The organism is Pseudomonas putida (genome assembly GCF_028682395.1).
GTDB classification, from domain to species: Bacteria; Pseudomonadota; Gammaproteobacteria; order Pseudomonadales; family Pseudomonadaceae; genus Aquipseudomonas; species Aquipseudomonas putida_AB.
Genome location: NZ_JANHLC010000004.1, coordinates 121,979 through 138,136 on the forward strand (window position 1 = coordinate 121,979; position 16,158 = coordinate 138,136).

15 protein-coding genes are annotated in these 16,158 nt (G+C 61.2%); 6 read left to right on the forward strand and 9 right to left on the reverse strand.

From position 1 onward, the window contains the following. The first annotated feature begins 109 nt into the window (after window positions 1–109). On the forward strand, window positions 110–1,123 hold the full coding sequence (locus tag NPS46_RS11885) for an AI-2E family transporter (RefSeq protein ID WP_274107327.1): 1,014 nt from the start codon (window positions 110–112) through the stop codon (window positions 1,121–1,123). 71 nt (window positions 1,124–1,194) lie between these two features. Here the strand turns inward: NPS46_RS11885 and NPS46_RS11890 are convergent, their stop codons facing one another. From NPS46_RS11890 to NPS46_RS11925, 8 genes are all read right to left on the reverse strand, one after another. Then, the gene (locus NPS46_RS11890) at window positions 1,195–1,962 is read right to left on the reverse strand and encodes an SDR family oxidoreductase (protein ID WP_274107328.1); all 768 of its coding nucleotides are present in this window, start codon (window positions 1,960–1,962) and stop codon (window positions 1,195–1,197) included. A gap of 778 nt (window positions 1,963–2,740) precedes the next feature. Beyond that, window positions 2,741–3,457, reverse strand: coding sequence for an ABC transporter ATP-binding protein (locus NPS46_RS11895; RefSeq protein WP_274107329.1), 717 nt, complete (start codon window positions 3,455–3,457; stop codon window positions 2,741–2,743). Continuing rightward, window positions 3,454–4,329, reverse strand: coding sequence for an ABC transporter ATP-binding protein (locus NPS46_RS11900; RefSeq protein ID WP_274107330.1), 876 nt, complete (start codon window positions 4,327–4,329; stop codon window positions 3,454–3,456). Before NPS46_RS11900 ends, NPS46_RS11895 begins: the two co-directional genes overlap by 4 nt. Continuing rightward, complete coding sequence (gene livM / locus NPS46_RS11905; protein ID WP_274107331.1) at window positions 4,326–5,624, reverse strand: high-affinity branched-chain amino acid ABC transporter permease LivM; 1,299 nt, start codon at window positions 5,622–5,624, stop codon at window positions 4,326–4,328. The genes NPS46_RS11900 and livM overlap by 4 nt, the downstream gene beginning before the upstream one ends. Window positions 5,625–5,626: 2 nt before the next feature. Beyond that, window positions 5,627–6,541, reverse strand: coding sequence for an ABC transporter permease subunit (locus tag NPS46_RS11910; protein ID WP_274107332.1), 915 nt, complete (start codon window positions 6,539–6,541; stop codon window positions 5,627–5,629). Window positions 6,542–6,687: 146 nt separating this feature from the next. Continuing rightward, entirely contained in the window at window positions 6,688–7,824 is a 1,137-nt protein-coding gene (locus tag NPS46_RS11915; RefSeq protein WP_274107334.1) for an ABC transporter substrate-binding protein, read from the reverse strand. 364 nt (window positions 7,825–8,188) lie between these two features. After that, window positions 8,189–9,472, reverse strand: coding sequence for an L-pipecolate oxidase (locus NPS46_RS11920; RefSeq protein ID WP_274107336.1), 1,284 nt, complete (start codon window positions 9,470–9,472; stop codon window positions 8,189–8,191). A gap of 39 nt (window positions 9,473–9,511) precedes the next feature. Beyond that, window positions 9,512–11,002 (reverse strand): L-piperidine-6-carboxylate dehydrogenase, encoded by a 1,491-nt coding sequence (locus NPS46_RS11925; RefSeq protein ID WP_274107338.1) that lies wholly within the window; start codon window positions 11,000–11,002, stop codon window positions 9,512–9,514. 175 nt (window positions 11,003–11,177) lie between these two features. Between NPS46_RS11925 and NPS46_RS11930 the strand changes: the two genes are divergently transcribed. From NPS46_RS11930 to nadE, 3 genes are all read left to right on the forward strand, one after another. After that, window positions 11,178–12,089: a LysR family transcriptional regulator gene (locus NPS46_RS11930; protein WP_274107340.1), complete on the forward strand. Its 912-nt coding sequence runs from the start codon at window positions 11,178–11,180 to the stop codon at window positions 12,087–12,089. A 134-nt stretch (window positions 12,090–12,223) separates the two neighbouring features. Then, entirely contained in the window at window positions 12,224–13,438 is a 1,215-nt protein-coding gene (gene pncB, locus NPS46_RS11935) for a nicotinate phosphoribosyltransferase (RefSeq protein WP_274107342.1), read from the forward strand. A 3-nt stretch (window positions 13,439–13,441) separates the two neighbouring features. After that, window positions 13,442–14,269, forward strand: a complete 828-nt coding sequence (gene nadE, locus NPS46_RS11940; RefSeq protein WP_274107344.1) for an ammonia-dependent NAD(+) synthetase — start codon at window positions 13,442–13,444, stop codon at window positions 14,267–14,269. Between the two features lie 229 nt (window positions 14,270–14,498). Here the strand turns inward: nadE and azu are convergent, their stop codons facing one another. Further along, window positions 14,499–14,945 carry an azurin gene (gene azu / locus NPS46_RS11945; protein ID WP_274107346.1) on the reverse strand — a complete coding sequence of 149 codons (447 nt, stop codon included), beginning with the start codon at window positions 14,943–14,945 and terminating at the stop codon, window positions 14,499–14,501. Window positions 14,946–15,290: 345 nt separating this feature from the next. Between azu and NPS46_RS11950 the strand changes: the two genes are divergently transcribed. Next, window positions 15,291–15,878: a TIGR00730 family Rossman fold protein gene (locus tag NPS46_RS11950; RefSeq protein WP_274107348.1), complete on the forward strand. Its 588-nt coding sequence runs from the start codon at window positions 15,291–15,293 to the stop codon at window positions 15,876–15,878. A gap of 68 nt (window positions 15,879–15,946) precedes the next feature. Next, entirely contained in the window at window positions 15,947–16,123 is a 177-nt protein-coding gene (locus tag NPS46_RS11955) for a hypothetical protein (protein WP_274107350.1), read from the forward strand. The last annotated feature ends 35 nt before the right edge of the window (window positions 16,124–16,158 follow it).

The following is a 16,158-nucleotide window of genomic DNA, read 5'->3' on the forward strand; positions in this document are numbered from 1 at the left end:
GCACCCCCCAGGCGCCTGGGATAGCGCGCCTGCCATGACCTGAGCCCTAGTGCTGCCTCTACAAGGCTGGCAGACTGCTCGTCCTTTACGCCGTTCGTTTTGAGGCTGTATGCCAACGTTTTCTCAACGTCACGTCTTGCTGGTGGCCAGCTGGGTCATCATTTTTGGTGGGTTGCTACTGGTCCTGCCCTTGCGCCTGTTGCCGAGCCTGCTTGCCGGTTTGCTGGTGTTCGAACTGGTCAATATGCTCACCCCGCAGTTGCAGCGCCTGATCGAAGGGCGGCGCGCGCGCTGGCTGGCGGTGGCCCTGCTCGGCACGCTGGTGGTGACGGTACTGAGCCTGATCTTCGCCGGCGCCATCAGTTTCCTGCTGCACGAAGCCGAAAACCCCGGGGCTAGCCTCGATAAGTTCATGGGCGTGGTGGACAAGGCGCGCGGGCAACTGCCGCCGTTTATCGATGCCTACCTGCCCGCCAGCGCGGCCGAATTTCGCGTGGCCATCGGCGACTGGCTCAGCAAGCACCTGAGCGACCTGCAACTGGTCGGCAAGGATGCGGCGCATATGTTTGTCACGCTGCTGATCGGCATGGTGCTCGGGGCGATCATCGCCCTGCAACGGATCCCCGACCTGACCCAGCGCAAGCCCCTGGCCGCGGCCCTGTTCGACCGCCTGCACCTGCTGGTCCAGGCGTTTCGCAATATCGTGTTCGCCCAGATCAAGATTTCCCTGCTCAACACCTTCTTCACCGGGATCTTCCTGGCCGTGGTGTTGCCGATGTTCGGGGTCAAGCTCCCGCTGACCAAGACGCTGATCGTGCTGACCTTCCTGCTCGGCCTGTTGCCCGTGATCGGCAATCTGATCTCCAACACCCTGATCACCATTGTCGGCCTGTCATTGTCGATCTGGGTGGCCGTGGCGGCCCTGGGCTACCTGATCGTTATCCACAAGCTGGAATACTTCCTCAACGCGCGCATTGTCGGTGGGCAGATCAGTGCCAAGTCCTGGGAGTTGCTGCTGGCGATGCTGGTGTTCGAGGCCGCGTTCGGCCTGCCGGGGGTGGTGGCAGGACCGATCTACTACGCGTATCTCAAGAGCGAGTTGAAGCAGGCGGGGATGGTCTAGGACGCCAAACGGCGACTCGCGCACGGGCGTCTTGCGAGCCTGGCGCGGGTGCCATTCCATCCGGACCTGGGTCAGGACTTGGCGTGACGCTCGATGGCGAAACCGCTCCAGGTCTGGCTGACCGGCATCAGTTCCAGGCGATTGATATTGATATGCGCCGGGGCATTGAGCACCCAGAAAATGGTCTCGGCGATATCCTGCGGCTGGATCGGCTCGGCACCGGCATAGGTCGCGTCATAGCGCTCCTGATCACCGGCAAAGCGCACCAGCGAGAACTCGCTTTCACACAGCCCCGGCTCCAGGTTGGTTACCCGCACTCCCGTGCCCTGCAGGTCACAGCGCAGATTCAACGAGAACTGTTTGACGAACGCTTTGCTGGCGCCATAGACGTGGCTGCCCGGGTACGGATAGCTGCCGGCGATGGAACCGACGTTGACGATCCCCGCACCGCGCCCGTGGGCGATCAGCCGTGGCAGCAGCAAGCGAGTGCTGTACATCAAGCCCTTGATATTGGTGTCGACCATGGTGTCCCAGTCATCCAGGTCGCACTTGGGCGCTGGGTCCACACCCAGGGCGAGCCCGGCGTTGTTGATGAGGCCACGCAGTTGGGCAAACGCCGGGGGCAGAGTGGCGATGGCAGCTTCCATGGCCTTGCGATCCCGCACATCGAGTACCAGGCCGTGCACTTCCGTCTGCTGGGAGAGCTCGGCGCACAGCGCGTTCAAGCGCTCCTCACGGCGACCGGTCAAGACCAGCGACCAGCCAGCCTGTGCGAAACGGCGGGCGCAGGCCTCGCCAAAACCGGAAGTCGCGCCCGTGATAAACAGCGTGGAAGTCATGGTGTTCTCCTTGCGGGGCTGCGCAAACAGCCTGAGTCAGATAAGTCGCCGAGCAGCATGCCCGGCCTGAAATAAGCCAGCAACCGCCACCGTCGAATCCCATCGCAGCGCACGAACCTGTACAAAAAACAATCAAACCTCGCCAGGCCACGTATAACGTGGCCTGTAGCCAGCTATACGCACCTTATCCACAGCCAGGCCCACAGTCTCTGGGGGCAAGTGGAAAACCCTCCAGGCCTTTACCCACAAGGCTTTGCGCGCCGTTCATAAAGTTTTTTGCTTGACCTCAAGCGTCCGGCATGTAGAGGCACCAAAACGGTGCAACCGGGTAGCACCGCGGCGGATCCCGGCAAGCCAGTAACCACGCTGGCTGGGGCGGTCTTTCCAGAGTTTAGTCACAGACTTATCCACAGGCTTGTCCACGCCTTTTCCGCAGCCTGCCTGCGACAATAAAAGGGTTGACAAAGCCCCCTGAAATTCTGCCTAAAGTCATTGCTCAAAAACTGACCACATCGCTACAGACCTTGTAAATCAAGGCCTGTAGCCAGTTGCTCCCACGTTACCCACAGCCCGCTCCACAGCAAACGGGGACAACTCAAAAGCCTGTTAAAACAACTGTTTGCAGCGTCTTTATGCGGCGTTTTCAGAGCTGTGGAATTTTGTTGTCCACAATTCCCCTCAAGCCTTGTGGAGATAAAAAAGGGCCCATAAAAAACGCCCTGGCGCGCTAGCCGCCAGGGCGTTTTCGGTGGGTGGGTCAGGCATCAGGCTTCTGGCATCAATGCCCGCCCAGATAAGCGTTGCGCACCTCCTCGTTGACCAGCAGTTCCTTGCCGGTACCACTGAGGCGGATCTCCCCGTTGACCATTACATAGGCACGGTCGGACAGCCTGAGCGCATGGTTGGCATTCTGCTCGACCAGGAAGATAGTCATCCCCGAAGCCGCCAGTTCGCGCAGGGTGGCGAAGATCTGTTTGACCACGATAGGCGCCAACCCCAGGCTCGGCTCGTCGAGCAGCAGCAACTTGGGTCGACTCATCAGCGCCCGGGCAATGGCCAGCATCTGCTGCTCGCCGCCGGACATGGTCATCGCCCGCTGATTGCGCCGCTCCTTGAGCCGCGGGAACAGCTCGAACATGCGCTGCATGTCTTCGTCGACCCACTTGTCACCAATGGGGATGGTGCCCATTTGCAGGTTTTCCTCGACGGTCATGTCGGGGAATACCCGCCGCCCTTCCGGCGACTGGGCAATGCCATTGGACGCGATGTAGTGCGATGACTTGTGGGTAATGTCCACGCCCCGGTAGAGAATCTGCCCGGACTCGGCCCGAGGCTGGCCAAAGATCGACATCAGCAGCGTCGACTTGCCGGCACCGTTGGAGCCGATCAGGCTGACCGTCTCGCCTTCGTCGATGTGCAGCGAGACCTTCTTGAGTGCCTGGATCGGCCCGTAGTACACGTCCAGGTCCTTGAGTTCGAGGATCGGTGTGTTCATACCAGCTCCTCTTCGTCGGCGCCCAGGTAGGCGGCAATCACTTTCGGATCATTACGGATCTCCTGGGGCCCGCCCTCGGCAATCACGTTGCCGTGGTCAAGCACCACGATATGGTCGGAAATACTCATCACCATGCCCATGTCATGTTCGATCAGCACCACCGTCAGGTCATGCTCGTCGCGCAGCAGCCGGATCATTGCGCTCAGCGCTTCGGTTTCCTGGGGATTAAGGCCGGCCGCCGGTTCGTCGAGGCAGATAATCTGCGGCCGGGTGCACATGGCCCGGGCGATTTCCAGGCGCCGCTGCTGGCCGTAGGACAACTCCCCGGCCAGGCGGTTGGCACAGTCCACCAGATCGACCACCTCCAGCCAGTAGAAGGCGGTGTCCAGCGCCGCACTCTCGGCCTTGCGGTAGCCCTTGGTGTTGAGGATACCGGCGAGCATATTGCGGTTGACCCACATGTGTTGAGCCACCAGCAGGTTCTCCAGCACCGACATTTCCTTGAACAGCCGAATGTTCTGGAAGGTCCGTGCCAGCCCGGCCCGATTGACCAGGTGGGTACCGCCGAACATCTTGTAGTAGAGCCGGCTGGCGAAGGTTTTCGGCGAAACAAAATCACTCGCCCGAAACGGTTCGCCCAGCAGCTTGATCACATCGGTCCGCTGCCCGCGGGCATTGAGTTCGATCTTGCCGCCGGTGGCTTTGTAGAAACCGGTCAGGCAGTTGAAGACCGTGGTCTTGCCGGCGCCATTGGGACCGATCAGGGCGAAGATCGAGTTGCGTTTGACTTGCAGGCTGACGTCACTGAGGGCCTTGATCCCGCCGAAGTGCATCATCAGTTTTTCCACCGAGAGAACAATTTCATCGCTCATGGCGCTTTCCTCTCATAGGCCAGTGCGCCCTTGCGCGGCGTCACGCCCACGCGACTAATGCGGATCAGCCCGCGCGGTCGCCAGATCATCATCAGCACCATCAGCACGCCAAACAGCAGCACCCGGTACTCGGAGAAACTGCGCAGCAACTCCGGCGCCACGGTGAGTACAAAGGCCGCGATCACCACGCCCACCGTCGAGCCCATGCCACCGAGCACGACGATGGCGAGAATCAACGCCGACTCGAAAAAGGTGAACGAGGAGGGATTGACGAAGCCCTGGTAGCTGGCGAAAAACACCCCCGCCAGACCGGCGGTGGAAGCGCCCAGGGTAAAGGCCGAAAGCTTGACCAGCACATGGTTCAGGCCCATCGCACGGCAGGCGATCTCGTCCTCGCGCAGGGCTTCCCAGGCACGCCCGACCGGCATCCGGGTCAGTCGGTGCTTGATGTACAGCACCAATAGCACCACTAGGAACAGCACGATATAGATAAACAGGAACTTGATATTGGCGTTGTACTCCAGGCCGAAGAACTCATGGAACGGCACTCCGCCGTCCTTGGCCCGCCGGCCGAACTCCAGACCGAAGAAGGTGGGCGACGGCACCGGCATGCCGTTCGGGCCGCCGGTAAAGGACAGCCAGTTATTGAGCACCAGCCGAATAATCTCGCCGAAGCCCAGGGTCACGATGGCCAGGTAGTCCCCATGCATACGCAGCACCGGAAAGCCCAATATGCAGCCGGCCAGCGCCGCCGCAATAGCCGCCAGCGGCAGCACCGTCCAAAAGCCGAGCCCCAGGTATTGATAGCCCAACGCCAGGCCATAGGCACCGATGGCATAGAACGCCACGTACCCCAGGTCCAGCAAGCCGGCCAGGCCCACCACGATATTGAGCCCCAGGCCCAACAGCACATAAATCAGCCCGAGGATGACCACGGTCAGCAGGTACTTGTTGGCAAAGAACGGAAAGACAATGGCGATCACGATCAGCACAGGAATGATCCAGCGCAGCCGCGATTTGTAGTCCGGGGCCAGCACATGCACGCCGGAGCTGGTGCTCTCGAAGCCCTGGAGAATCTTCAGGCCCTTGGGGGTTTGCAGGAACAGGCTCAGGCAGAACCGCCCCAGCATGACAATCGCCACCAGCCAGCCGACACGGGCCGGTTGCAGGTTGAAGCTGTAGCCATCGAGGACCACGCCGACGATGGGCCCGAACACGATCAGCGAAATCAGCCCGGCCAGGATCGCGTCGACAGCACTTTTCTTGATATCCAGCGGTTTATTGGCAGCAGACATACTTATACCTTCGCCACGTGTGGGCGACCCAGCAGGCCTTGGGGACGGAAAATCAGAATCAGCACCAGCAGCGAGAAACTGAACACGTCTTTGTAGTCGGAGTTGACCAACCCGGAGAACAGCGACTCGGAGATCCCGAGAATGATCCCGCCCAGCATCGCGCCCGGCAGCGACCCGATGCCGCCCAGCACGGCCGCGGTAAAGGCCTTGATACCGATGATAAAGCCGGCATAGAAGTCAAACGTGCCGTAGTTCATGGTGATCAGCACGCCGGCCAGGGCCGCCATGACCGCACCAATGATGAATACGTAGGAAATCACCCGGTCGGTATTGATCCCCAGGATCGACGCCATCTTGCGATCCTGCTGGGTGGCGCGGCACATGCGGCCCAACTTGGTGTACTTGATGATGTAGGTCAGCAGCCCCATGCCGACGAACGCGGCGAGCAGGATAAACAGCTTGGTGTAAGTGATCTGCACGAAGCCGGTACCGATATCGAACTTCATTGCCCCTTCGAGCAGCGTGGGCACACCTTGCTGGCGAGCGCCCTGGCTGATCTGGACGTAGTTCTGCAGGATCAGCGAGATCCCGATGGCACTGATCAGCGGTGCCAGGCGTGTGGAGTTGCGCAAGGGCTTGTAGGCCACGCGCTCGATCACCCAGCCGTACACACCCGTCACGAAGACCGTGAAGAGCAGCGTGCCGAGGATCAACAACGGGAAGGATTCGATACCGAAATAGGCCAGCAGGGCCAGACTGATTGCCGCGAGGTAAGCGGAAATCATGTAAACCTCGCCGTGGGCGAAGTTAATCATGCCGATGATGCCATAGACCATTGTGTAGCCGATGGCGATCAGGCCATAGACCGACCCGAGAGTCAGGCCATTGACCAGTTGCTGCAGGAAAATACCATCCATAACGCGATCTCACGCAGTTGAGAGACAACACCGGCCCCGCTGACGGCGGATCACGCCACAGCACGGGGTTGTGCGGCTCTACGGAAAAAGACGGGTACTGCACCTAAGCCAGCCCCGCCTGCGAACAGGCGGGGCTGAAGCTCACATCACTTCTGTTTTTCCAACTGGTGATACTTGCCGTCTTTGTCCCACTGGTAGACCACGTAGTCGGAGACTTTCAGGTCGCCCTTCTTGTCCCACTCTTTCTTGCCCATCACGGTCTGTACCGGATTGGCCTTGAGCCACGCCGCGGCATCGGCGCCCTTGTTCGATTTGGCGCCGGTAAAGGCTGCCGCCAGGGCCTGGATCGATGCGTAGGAGTACAGCGTGTAACCCTCGGGCTCCGTGCCCTTGGCGCGGAAAGCGTCTACCACGGCCTTGCTGTCCGGCAACATGCGCGGGTCGGCACCAAAGGTCATCAGCACGCCGTCGACATACTTGGCGCCGCCGGCCGTGGTCACCAGTTCATCGGTGACAATACCGTCATCGGACATGAACTTGACGTCGGTCAGGCCCTGCTCGCGCAGTTGGCGCACCAGCGGACCGGCTTCCGGATGCAGGCCGCCGAAATACACGACGTCGGCACCGACCGAGCGGATCTTGGTGACCACGGCGCTGAAGTCCTTCTCGCCACGGGTCAGCCCCTCATAGAGCACTGGCGCCACGCCACGCTTGGTCAACTGCGCCTTGGTCGCATCCGCCAGGCCCTGGCCGTAGGTGTCCTTGTCGTGCAACACCGCGACTTTCTTGCCCTTGAGCACATCGACGATGTAATCGCCGGCGACGATCCCTTGCTGGTCGTCACGTCCGCACATCCGGAACATGGCACTCAGGCCGCGCTCGGTGACTTGCGGGTTGGTCGAGCCGGGGGTGATCGCAATGATCCCCGCTTCGTCGTACACCTCGGAGGCCGGGATGGTCGACGAGGAGCAGAAATGCCCGACCACCGCCGCTACCTTGTCCTGGTCAGCCAGGCGGTTGGCCACGGCCACGGCCTGTTTCGGCTCGCAGGCGTCATCCCCGGCGACCAGCACGATCTTCTCGCCATTGACGCCACCCTTGGCATTGATCTCATCGGCCGCCGCCTGGGCACCTTTCATGTACTGCTCGCCAAATGCCGCGTTGGCACCGGTCATCGGGCCCGCCACACCGATCTTGAGGTCCGCTTGAACAAACGAAGAAGCGCCCAGCGCAGTAGCCACTGCGAGAGCCAGAAAACCTTTCCTGTAAAACGTCTGCGACATGAGGTGGTGCTCCTGAGGTTTCTTGGGTTGGCACTGCTACTTCACTGATTGCTCTGAGCAAGCGCCGTGCCATCGGTTTTTTGTTCTGAAAAAAGTCGTGGTCTTATTGTTATTCGACTGTTTCTGGCCCTTTTTTCACTGGGCGTGCAACCGTCAAAACCTTCGAAGGTGAAACCCATCTTTTTTTTGGGGCGCAACCAGCGAATGCCATCATTGCAACCACGACGCTTTGAGCCGTGCAACCCGCCTGTAACAGCGTGCGTCACCGAAGTGCACACCGGCGGTGCGTCACTGCTACAACACGCACCACTACAGGCTAGTCGCTGTAGGCAAAAGCGCCGCTTGCGTTAGGTTTTTTCCGAAATCAGATAACAATCCGCAGGCATTGCCCTGCGTGGTAAAGCGAGAATCCGGCCTCGTAAAAACAGCTGCGCAGGCCAGGAGCGACCAGCGGCTGCATGGGGCTGAAGGGAATCGGCAAGGCCTGGGCATTACCGTGGCACAGATAATCGGCGAAAGCCTTGCCGACCACACTGCCAGTCGTGACGCCGCGTCCGTTGTAGCCGGTCACTGCCACCAGACCGGGCGCCGGCTCGAACAGACGCATCAGGTGGTCGGGGGTAAAAGCAATAATGCCGGTCCAGGTACACTCCCACTCGACCTCTTTGAGGTAGGGGAAATAGTGCTGTTGCACCCGGTCGGCCCAGGCCTTGAGGAACCAGGCCGGTTTCTGATTGCCATTGCCCAGGCTCCCCAGCAGCAGACGCCCCTGGGCATCGCGGCGGATACTGCTCAACACCTGACGGGTATCCCAGGAGCCCTGCCCACCCGGCAGGATACGTTGCGCCGCCTCTGTGCCCAGCGGCACGGAAGCGACCTGATAGTAATAACCGGGGAAGAAATTGCGCCGCAGCTCGGTCCATTCGCCTTCGGTATAGGCATTGGAAGCGATCACCACCTGTTCGGCGCTGACCGCGCCCTGCGCCGTCTGCACCGACCAGCGCACGCCCTGGCGTTCCAGCCGGGTGACGGGCGAGCCATCGAAAATCTGCCCGCCCAGCCCGATCACCGCCCTGGCCAGCCCGCTGGTGTAGGCCATCGGGTTCAAGGTGCCAGCACGCCGATCGAGCAATGCCGCTGCGATGCGCGAAGTGCCAGTCGCCGCCTCGCACGCCTTGCCGGTCAACAGTTCGACCGGCGCTCCACGGCGCTTCCACTGGGCCTCGCGACTGCGCAGATCGGCTTCGCCACGGGCGTTGTGGGCCATATGCAACGTGCCTTCGCGACGCAGTTGGCAATCGATGCCGTACTTGTCCACCAGGCTGAAGACCAGGGCCGGCGCAGCGCCGAGCATCCGATTGAGCTGGCTGCCGACCGCCTCGCCGAAGCCGGCCTCGATATCGTCGGGTGCGATCCACATCCCGGCATTGACCAATCCGACATTGCGCCCCGAACCGCCATGGCCAGTGCGATGGGCCTCCAGCACGCAGACCCGCTTGCCTTGTTCAAGCAGATGAATGGCTGCCGACAAACCGGTAATCCCGGCACCGATCACACAGACATCGACCCTGACCTCGCCCTTGAGCCCCGGATGTTCGGGCCGTTGTGGCGTTAGGTTTTCCCACAGGCATTCTTCGCGTAACGGCATTTGAGACGTCCTTTGGAAGCGGCGAACGGCCTGCATCAGCTACTCAAAGCTAATGCCCTGGGCCAGGGGCAGTTCAAGGGAGTAGTTGACGGTATTGGTCTGGCGCCGCATATAGGCGCGCCAGGCATCGGAGCCCGATTCACGGCCACCGCCCGTCTCCTTCTCACCGCCAAAGGCTCCGCCGATCTCCGCCCCGCTCGGACCGATATTGACGTTGGCAATGCCACAGTCACTGCCGACAGCCGACATGAATTGCTCGGCCTCGCGGACATCGGTGGTGAAGATGCACGACGACAAGCCCTGGGGCACCGCGTTGTTCAGGCGCAAGGCGTCGGCAAAATCGCGGTAGCCCACCACATAGAGGATCGGCGCAAAGGTTTCGCTGCACACCACATCGCTCTGCTCGGGCATTTCGACAATGGCCGGTGACACGTAGTAGGCATTGGGAAACTGCTCCTGCAACTGGCGCTTGCCGCCAAAGACCCGGCCGCCCTCGCTAAGCGCCTGCTCCAGGGCATCTTGCATATTCTCAAAACCCTGCCGGTCGATCAGCGGACCGATCAGGTTGCCTTCCAGCGGATGGCCGATCCGGACTTTCGAGTAGGCCGCCTTGAGGCGCGTGACGATCTCGTCCTTGACCGACTCATGGGCGATCAGCCGGCGCAATGTGGTGCAGCGCTGGCCTGCCGTACCCACGGCGCTGAACAGAATCGCGCGCACGGCCATATCCAGGTCGGCACTCGGGCCGAGAATCATCGCGTTATTGCCACCCAGTTCAAGGATGCTGCGGGTAAAGCGTGCCGCAACCACGGGGGCCACTTCACGGCCCATGCGGGTACTGCCGGTTGCGCTGATCAGCGCCACGCGCGGGTCTTCGACCAGCGCTGCACCGGCTTCGCGGCCGCCAATCACCACCTGGCTAAGGTACGGCGGGGCATCGCTGAAGTTTTTCAGTACGCGCTCGAACAGGGCCTGGCAGGCCAGGGCGGTCAGCGGGGTCTTTTCCGAGGGTTTCCAGATCACCGGGTTGCCGCAGACCAGCGCCAGCGCGGTGTTCCAGGACCAGACCGCGACAGGGAAGTTAAAGGCACTGATCACGCCCACCACGCCCAGCGGGTGCCACGTCTCACGCATATGGTGCCCCGGGCGTTCGGAGGCGATGGTCAAACCGTACAACTGGCGCGACAGGCCCACGGCAAAGTCGCAGATATCGATCATTTCCTGCACTTCACCCAGGCCTTCCTGAGTGATCTTGCCGGCTTCCCAGGACACCAGCTCGCCGAGATCGGCCTTGTATTCGCGCAGAATATCGCCCAGTTGGCGCACCAGCTCACCGCGCCGGGGCGCCGGCACCTTGCGCCACAGTTCAAAGGCATGTTCAGCGCGAGTGACCTGCTGCTCGACCTCGGCACGGCCGGCCCAGGTGACCGAGGCGATCCGGCTGCCATCGATGGGCGAATGCACCGCCTGCTGGCCTTGTTGATACAGCGTCGGGGCGACCCCGAGACGCTCGAGCAATGCAGCAACCATGGACCACTCCTTCAAACACCTGGACAAGGATTTTCCAGCCCCGGCAAGGGGCTGCTCAGGAGCTTAGTTTTAGCTCGCCAAACGCAGGTCAACAAACGACCTTTAAGCGAGATATCATTCCTTTAATTCATGCTAGAAAACCGCAACGCCAGCACCACAACAAAAGGGCTAACCCATGCTGAGCAAACGCCATCTTCCCTCGATCACCGCCCTGCAGTGCTTTGAAGCCGTCACTCGGCACCTGAGTTTCACCCGTGCGGCAGAAGAGCTGAACCTGACGCAAAGCGCCGTGAGCAAGCAGGTTGCCCAGCTGGAAGAGCTGCTCCAGCACCTGTTGTTTCGCCGGGTACGCCGGCGCCTGCAACTGACGCCCGCAGGCGATCTGTACCTGGTGGAAGTCCGAAAAATCCTGACCCAGATGGAGATGTCGACCCATTACCTGCGCTCCTACGGAGGCGAAACCGAAGTGCTGCGGGTTTCCACGCCCCCGACCTTCGGCGCCCGCTGGCTGGTGCCGCGGCTCAAGGGCTGGCGCCTGCGCCATCCGCAGATTCATCTGGACCTGTGCAGCGAACAGGAGCCCGATGACCTGCTGCAAGGGCGCAGCGACCTGGCGTTCTACTTTGGCCAGGGCTCGCGACCGGGCACCGAGAGCCTCAAGCTGTTTGGCGAGGAACTGGTGCCGGTCTGCGCCCCCGGCAATCTGCCCGCCCAGCCGTTCAGCGACCCGACCCAACTGAGCGAACTGGTCCTGCTACAGAACGCCTCGCGGCCCCAGGCCTGGCACGACTGGTTCGAGGACCAGGGCTATCACACCGAGCACAGCTACCATGGCCCGCGCTTCGAAACCTTCTATATGTGCATCCGCGCGGCCCAGGTCGGCTGCGGCGTGGCACTGTTGCCCAGGTTTCTGGTGGCGGAGGAACTGGCCGACGGCAAGCTGGTGATTCCCTGGGACCATCCCATGCCCAGTCAAGACGCCTACTACCTGGCCTACCCGGAGCATTCGGCAGAAGTGCCGAAAGTCCGCGACTTTGTGCGCTGGATGCTCGAACAACTGGAAGGTCCGGTGCTGCAGAATCGCTGACCCCCGTCATCCATCTGCCGCGCAGGAAAAAACGCTGGCGCTGGACCGCGTGGATATGCGCCACTAGCGTCATTGACTAGAAAACCGCTGAAACGGCGCAGCCACGCGCCGCGAGCGGTCTGGAGAACCCCGTTATGGGCGAGAGCGTATTCGGCGATCGCATCGTGCAAAACCTGCTCGACACCGACTTCTACAAGCTGACCATGATGCAGGCGGTGCTGCACAACTACCCCAACGTCGAAGTCGAGTGGGAGTTCCGCTGCCGCAACAGCGAAGACCTGCGCCCCTACCTCGCCGAGATCCGCTACCAGATCGAACGCCTGGCCGAGCTGGACCTGAGTGCCGACCAGTTGGGGTTTCTGGAACGCATCAGCTTTCTCAAGCCGGATTTCCTACGGTTTCTCGGCTTGTTCCGTTTCAACCTGCGCTATGTGCACACGGGCATCGAGAACGGCGAGCTGTTTATCCGCCTACGCGGGCCCTGGCTGCATGTGATCCTGTTCGAAGTACCGTTGCTGTCGATTGTCAGCGAGGTCCGCAACCGTTATCGCTACCGCGAAGTGCGCCTGGAACAGGCCCGCGAGCAGCTGTATCGCAAGTTCGACTGGCTAACGGCCAATGCCGATGCTGAAGAGCTGTCGCAGTTGCAGGTCGCAGACTTCGGCACCCGCCGACGCTTTTCCTATGGCGTACAGCAAGAGGTGGTCAATGTACTCAAGCATGACTTCCCCGGACGCTTTGTCGGCACCAGCAATGTGCACCTGTCCCGCGAACTGCAGATGAAGCCCCTGGGCACCATGGCCCACGAATGGATCATGGCCCACCAGCAACTCGGCCCGCGCCTGATCGACAGCCAGATTGCCGCGCTCGATTGCTGGGTCCGCGAATACCGTGGGCTACTGGGGATCGCCTTGACGGACTGCATCACCACCGATGCCTTCCTCAAGGATTTCGACCTGTACTTCGCCAAGCTCTTCGATGGCCTGCGCCACGACTCCGGGGACCCGGTGCTCTGGGCCGAAAAGGCGATCGTGCGCTACCACGAACTGGGCATCGACCCCATGAGCAAGACCCTGGTGTTTTCCGACAGCCTCAACCTGCCCAGGGCGCTGGAGATCTTCCGCGCGCTGCGGGGACGGATCAATGTCAGCTTCGGCATCGGTACCAACCTGACCTGCGACATTCCAGGTGTGGAACCGATGAGCATCGTGCTTAAAATGACGGCCTGCAACGGCCAGCCCGTGGCGAAGATTTCCGATGAACCGGGTAAGGCCCAGTGCAAGGACCCAAACTTTGTCGCCTACCTGCGCCATGTTTTCCAAGTTCCCGAACCATCCAGCAAGGAGTGAATCATGCTAGCCGTCCAGCGTCAGATTGCCGAACAGCTCAAGGTCCAGCCGCCTTTCGCCGACCAGGCCGCGCTCGAGGCTGAGATCGCCCGACGCATCGCCTTTATCCAGCAGTGCCTGCGCAATTCCGGGCTCAAGACCCTGGTGCTGGGCATCAGCGGCGGCGTCGACTCGCTGACCGCCGGCTTGCTGGCCCAGCGCGCCGTCGAACAACTGCGCAGCGAAACCGGTGATCCACAGTACTGCTTCATTGCCGTGCGCCTGCCCTACCAGACCCAGTACGACGAACATGAGGCCCAGGCCGCCGTGGACTTTATCGCCCCCGACGAGCGCCATACGGTGAACATCGGTCCGGCCGTCCAGGCCCTGGCCGCTCAGGTGGCGGCCTTTGAAGGCCAGCACGCGGTTTCGGTGGATTTCGTGCTGGGCAATACCAAGGCACGCATGCGCATGGTCGCCCAGTACACCATTGCCGGCGCGCGCCAGGGCCTGGTGATCGGTACCGACCACGCGGCGGAAGCGGTGATGGGCTTTTTCACCAAGTTCGGCGACGGCGCCTGCGACCTGGCCCCCCTGAGCGGCCTGGTGAAGAACCAGGTGCGCAGTATCGCCCGGTATTTCGGGGCACCGGAATCACTGGTGGAAAAAGTTCCGACGGCCGACCTTGAGGACCTCTCGCCCGGCAAGCCGGACGAAGCCTCCCATGGCGTGACCTATGCCGAGATCGATGCCTTCCTGCACGGCGAGCCGGTGCGTGAAGAGGCCTTCGAGATCATCTGCAAGACCTTCGAGAAGACCCAGCACAAGCGCGAAATGCCCTTCGCGCCTTAACACGCGCTGCACACAGGCTACGCGCCGCGCGTAGCCAATGCCGCCTGCATTCGGGCACAAAGCGGCCCTGAACAGGCATGCAGCGCGGGTTCAGAACGTTCGAAGGAACAGGGATGGCCAATACTGCGCACTCAAGCGCTACCTGACGGCAACCGCGACAGGGCATGAGGGCAATCGGCAAGGGGTAAAACAGATCCGGCGCCGCAAGGGCGCCGGAGCAAAGGCCGCGTTACTTGAGAACGACAGCGCCTTTCATCATCGAGCTGTGGCCCGGGAACGAGCAGAAGAACTGGTAGCTTTCGCCAGCGGTCAGTTTCGACACGTCGAAAGTCACCGAATCTTTCTCGCCAGCACCGATGATCTTGGTGTGGGCGATGATGCGGGTGTCGCCATCCTTCAGGTAGTTCTTGTCGATGCCGGCAGCCATACCGTCGGTGGTGATACCCACCATGTCAGCGGCCTTGCTCAGCACCCAGTTGTGGCCCATCACGTTCTTCGGCAGGTTGCCCGAGTGAGTCAGGTTGACGGTGAAGGTCTTGCAGCTCTTGTCGATGGTGATTTCCTTCGTGTTGAAGGACATCTGGTCGGTGGAATCAACATCGACCTTGCATTCGGCAGCCAGCAATTGACCGCTGGCCAGGGTCAACAGGGATACCGCTACGACTTTCGCAAACATGGTGGATCTCCAAGGCAGGGTAGAAAATAAGGGCAGTCTGGAGGAGAGACTGCCTGAATTGAGAATGAGTTCCTATGACCTCAATCAACGAACTGTATACAACTTTCGGCCTATTGGCCCGATGGATTTTGTTAAACAGTCAGACGAATCCCCATGCCCTAACATTACTCTGCCATCCACTTTGGGAGACCTGTCATGCACCTCAATAGCCTGTTTCGCAGCCTGCTCGCGGCCTACGCCTGTGGCGCCACTGGTTCGTACGAAAACCCCACGCAGGAAGATTGATCCTTGGAGGTGCCGTTTTGAGCCTTTACTCTGTGTTCCCTGTCGATCACGGAGTTGCCCATGTCTTTAGTATCAATTTGTGTATTCTGCGGCTCGAGCACCGGTGAACATCCAGCCTATCGTGATGCGGCCACGGCCTTGGGTCGTCATCTGGCCGAACGCAAGATACGCCTGGTGTATGGCGGCGGCGCCGTGGGACTGATGGGCATCGTTGCCGATGCGGCCCTGGCGGCGGGCGGGGAAGTGATCGGGATCATCCCCGAAAGCCTGAAAAACGCCGAAGTCGGCCACAGCGGCCTGACCCGCCTGGAAGTGGTCGACGGCATGCATGCACGCAAGGCGCGCATGGCCGAACTCAGCGATGCCTTTATTGCCCTGCCCGGGGGCCTGGGCACGTTGGAAGAGCTGTTCGAAGTCTGGACCTGGGGCCAGCTTGGCTACCACGGCAAGCCACTGGGGCTGCTGGAAGTGAACGGTTTCTACAACAAGCTCGGCGGCTTTCTCGACCATATCGTCGGCGAAGGGTTTGTCCGCAAGGAACACCGTGCCATGCTGCAAATCCACGAATCGCCGCGCGATCTGGTGGATGCGCTGGACGCCTGGCAGCCCCTGGCCCCGCCAAAATGGGCCGAGGAAAAACCGCGCTAACCGCTGCGCCTCGATAACAGGCAGAATACGCGCCGCTCAACCTCCCCTTCGACCCCAGAGGATCGCCCATGGCCAAACCCAATTACTCCTTCGCCAAACGTCAACGCGACCTGGCCAAGGAACAGAAGAAAGAGGAAAAGCTGCAACGCAAGAAGGCTGCAGCCGAGACCGAAGGCGAACACGCCGAGCCAGACACCGAATCGACCGACAACACCGCTGACGACACCCAAGCCCCCGAGGCATGAGTCGACAGACCGTTGCAGACGCGCGCCCGGCTTGT

Excerpts from the sequence above, each read along its gene's own strand:
- NPS46_RS11910 (WP_274107332.1), bottom strand. The coding sequence starts at position 6,541 with ATGGATGGTATTTTCCTGCAGCAACTGGTCAATGGCCTGACTCTCGGG.
- NPS46_RS11950 (WP_274107348.1), top strand. The coding sequence starts at position 15,291 with ATGTCTTTAGTATCAATTTGTGTATTCTGCGGCTCGAGCACCGGTGAA.
- pncB (WP_274107342.1), top strand. The coding sequence starts at position 12,224 with ATGGGCGAGAGCGTATTCGGCGATCGCATCGTGCAAAACCTGCTCGAC.
- NPS46_RS11920 (WP_274107336.1), bottom strand. The coding sequence starts at position 9,472 with ATGCCGTTACGCGAAGAATGCCTGTGGGAAAACCTAACGCCACAACGG.
- NPS46_RS11895 (WP_274107329.1), bottom strand. The coding sequence starts at position 3,457 with ATGAACACACCGATCCTCGAACTCAAGGACCTGGACGTGTACTACGGG.
- NPS46_RS11915 (WP_274107334.1), bottom strand. The coding sequence starts at position 7,824 with ATGTCGCAGACGTTTTACAGGAAAGGTTTTCTGGCTCTCGCAGTGGCT.
- NPS46_RS11900 (WP_274107330.1), bottom strand. The coding sequence starts at position 4,329 with ATGAGCGATGAAATTGTTCTCTCGGTGGAAAAACTGATGATGCACTTC.
- NPS46_RS11885 (WP_274107327.1), top strand. The coding sequence starts at position 110 with ATGCCAACGTTTTCTCAACGTCACGTCTTGCTGGTGGCCAGCTGGGTC.
- NPS46_RS11930 (WP_274107340.1), top strand. The coding sequence starts at position 11,178 with ATGCTGAGCAAACGCCATCTTCCCTCGATCACCGCCCTGCAGTGCTTT.
- NPS46_RS11925 (WP_274107338.1), bottom strand. The coding sequence starts at position 11,002 with ATGGTTGCTGCATTGCTCGAGCGTCTCGGGGTCGCCCCGACGCTGTAT.
- NPS46_RS11955 (WP_274107350.1), top strand. The coding sequence starts at position 15,947 with ATGGCCAAACCCAATTACTCCTTCGCCAAACGTCAACGCGACCTGGCC.
- NPS46_RS11890 (WP_274107328.1), bottom strand. The coding sequence starts at position 1,962 with ATGACTTCCACGCTGTTTATCACGGGCGCGACTTCCGGTTTTGGCGAG.
- nadE (WP_274107344.1), top strand. The coding sequence starts at position 13,442 with ATGCTAGCCGTCCAGCGTCAGATTGCCGAACAGCTCAAGGTCCAGCCG.
- azu (WP_274107346.1), bottom strand. The coding sequence starts at position 14,945 with ATGTTTGCGAAAGTCGTAGCGGTATCCCTGTTGACCCTGGCCAGCGGT.
- livM (WP_274107331.1), bottom strand. The coding sequence starts at position 5,624 with ATGTCTGCTGCCAATAAACCGCTGGATATCAAGAAAAGTGCTGTCGAC.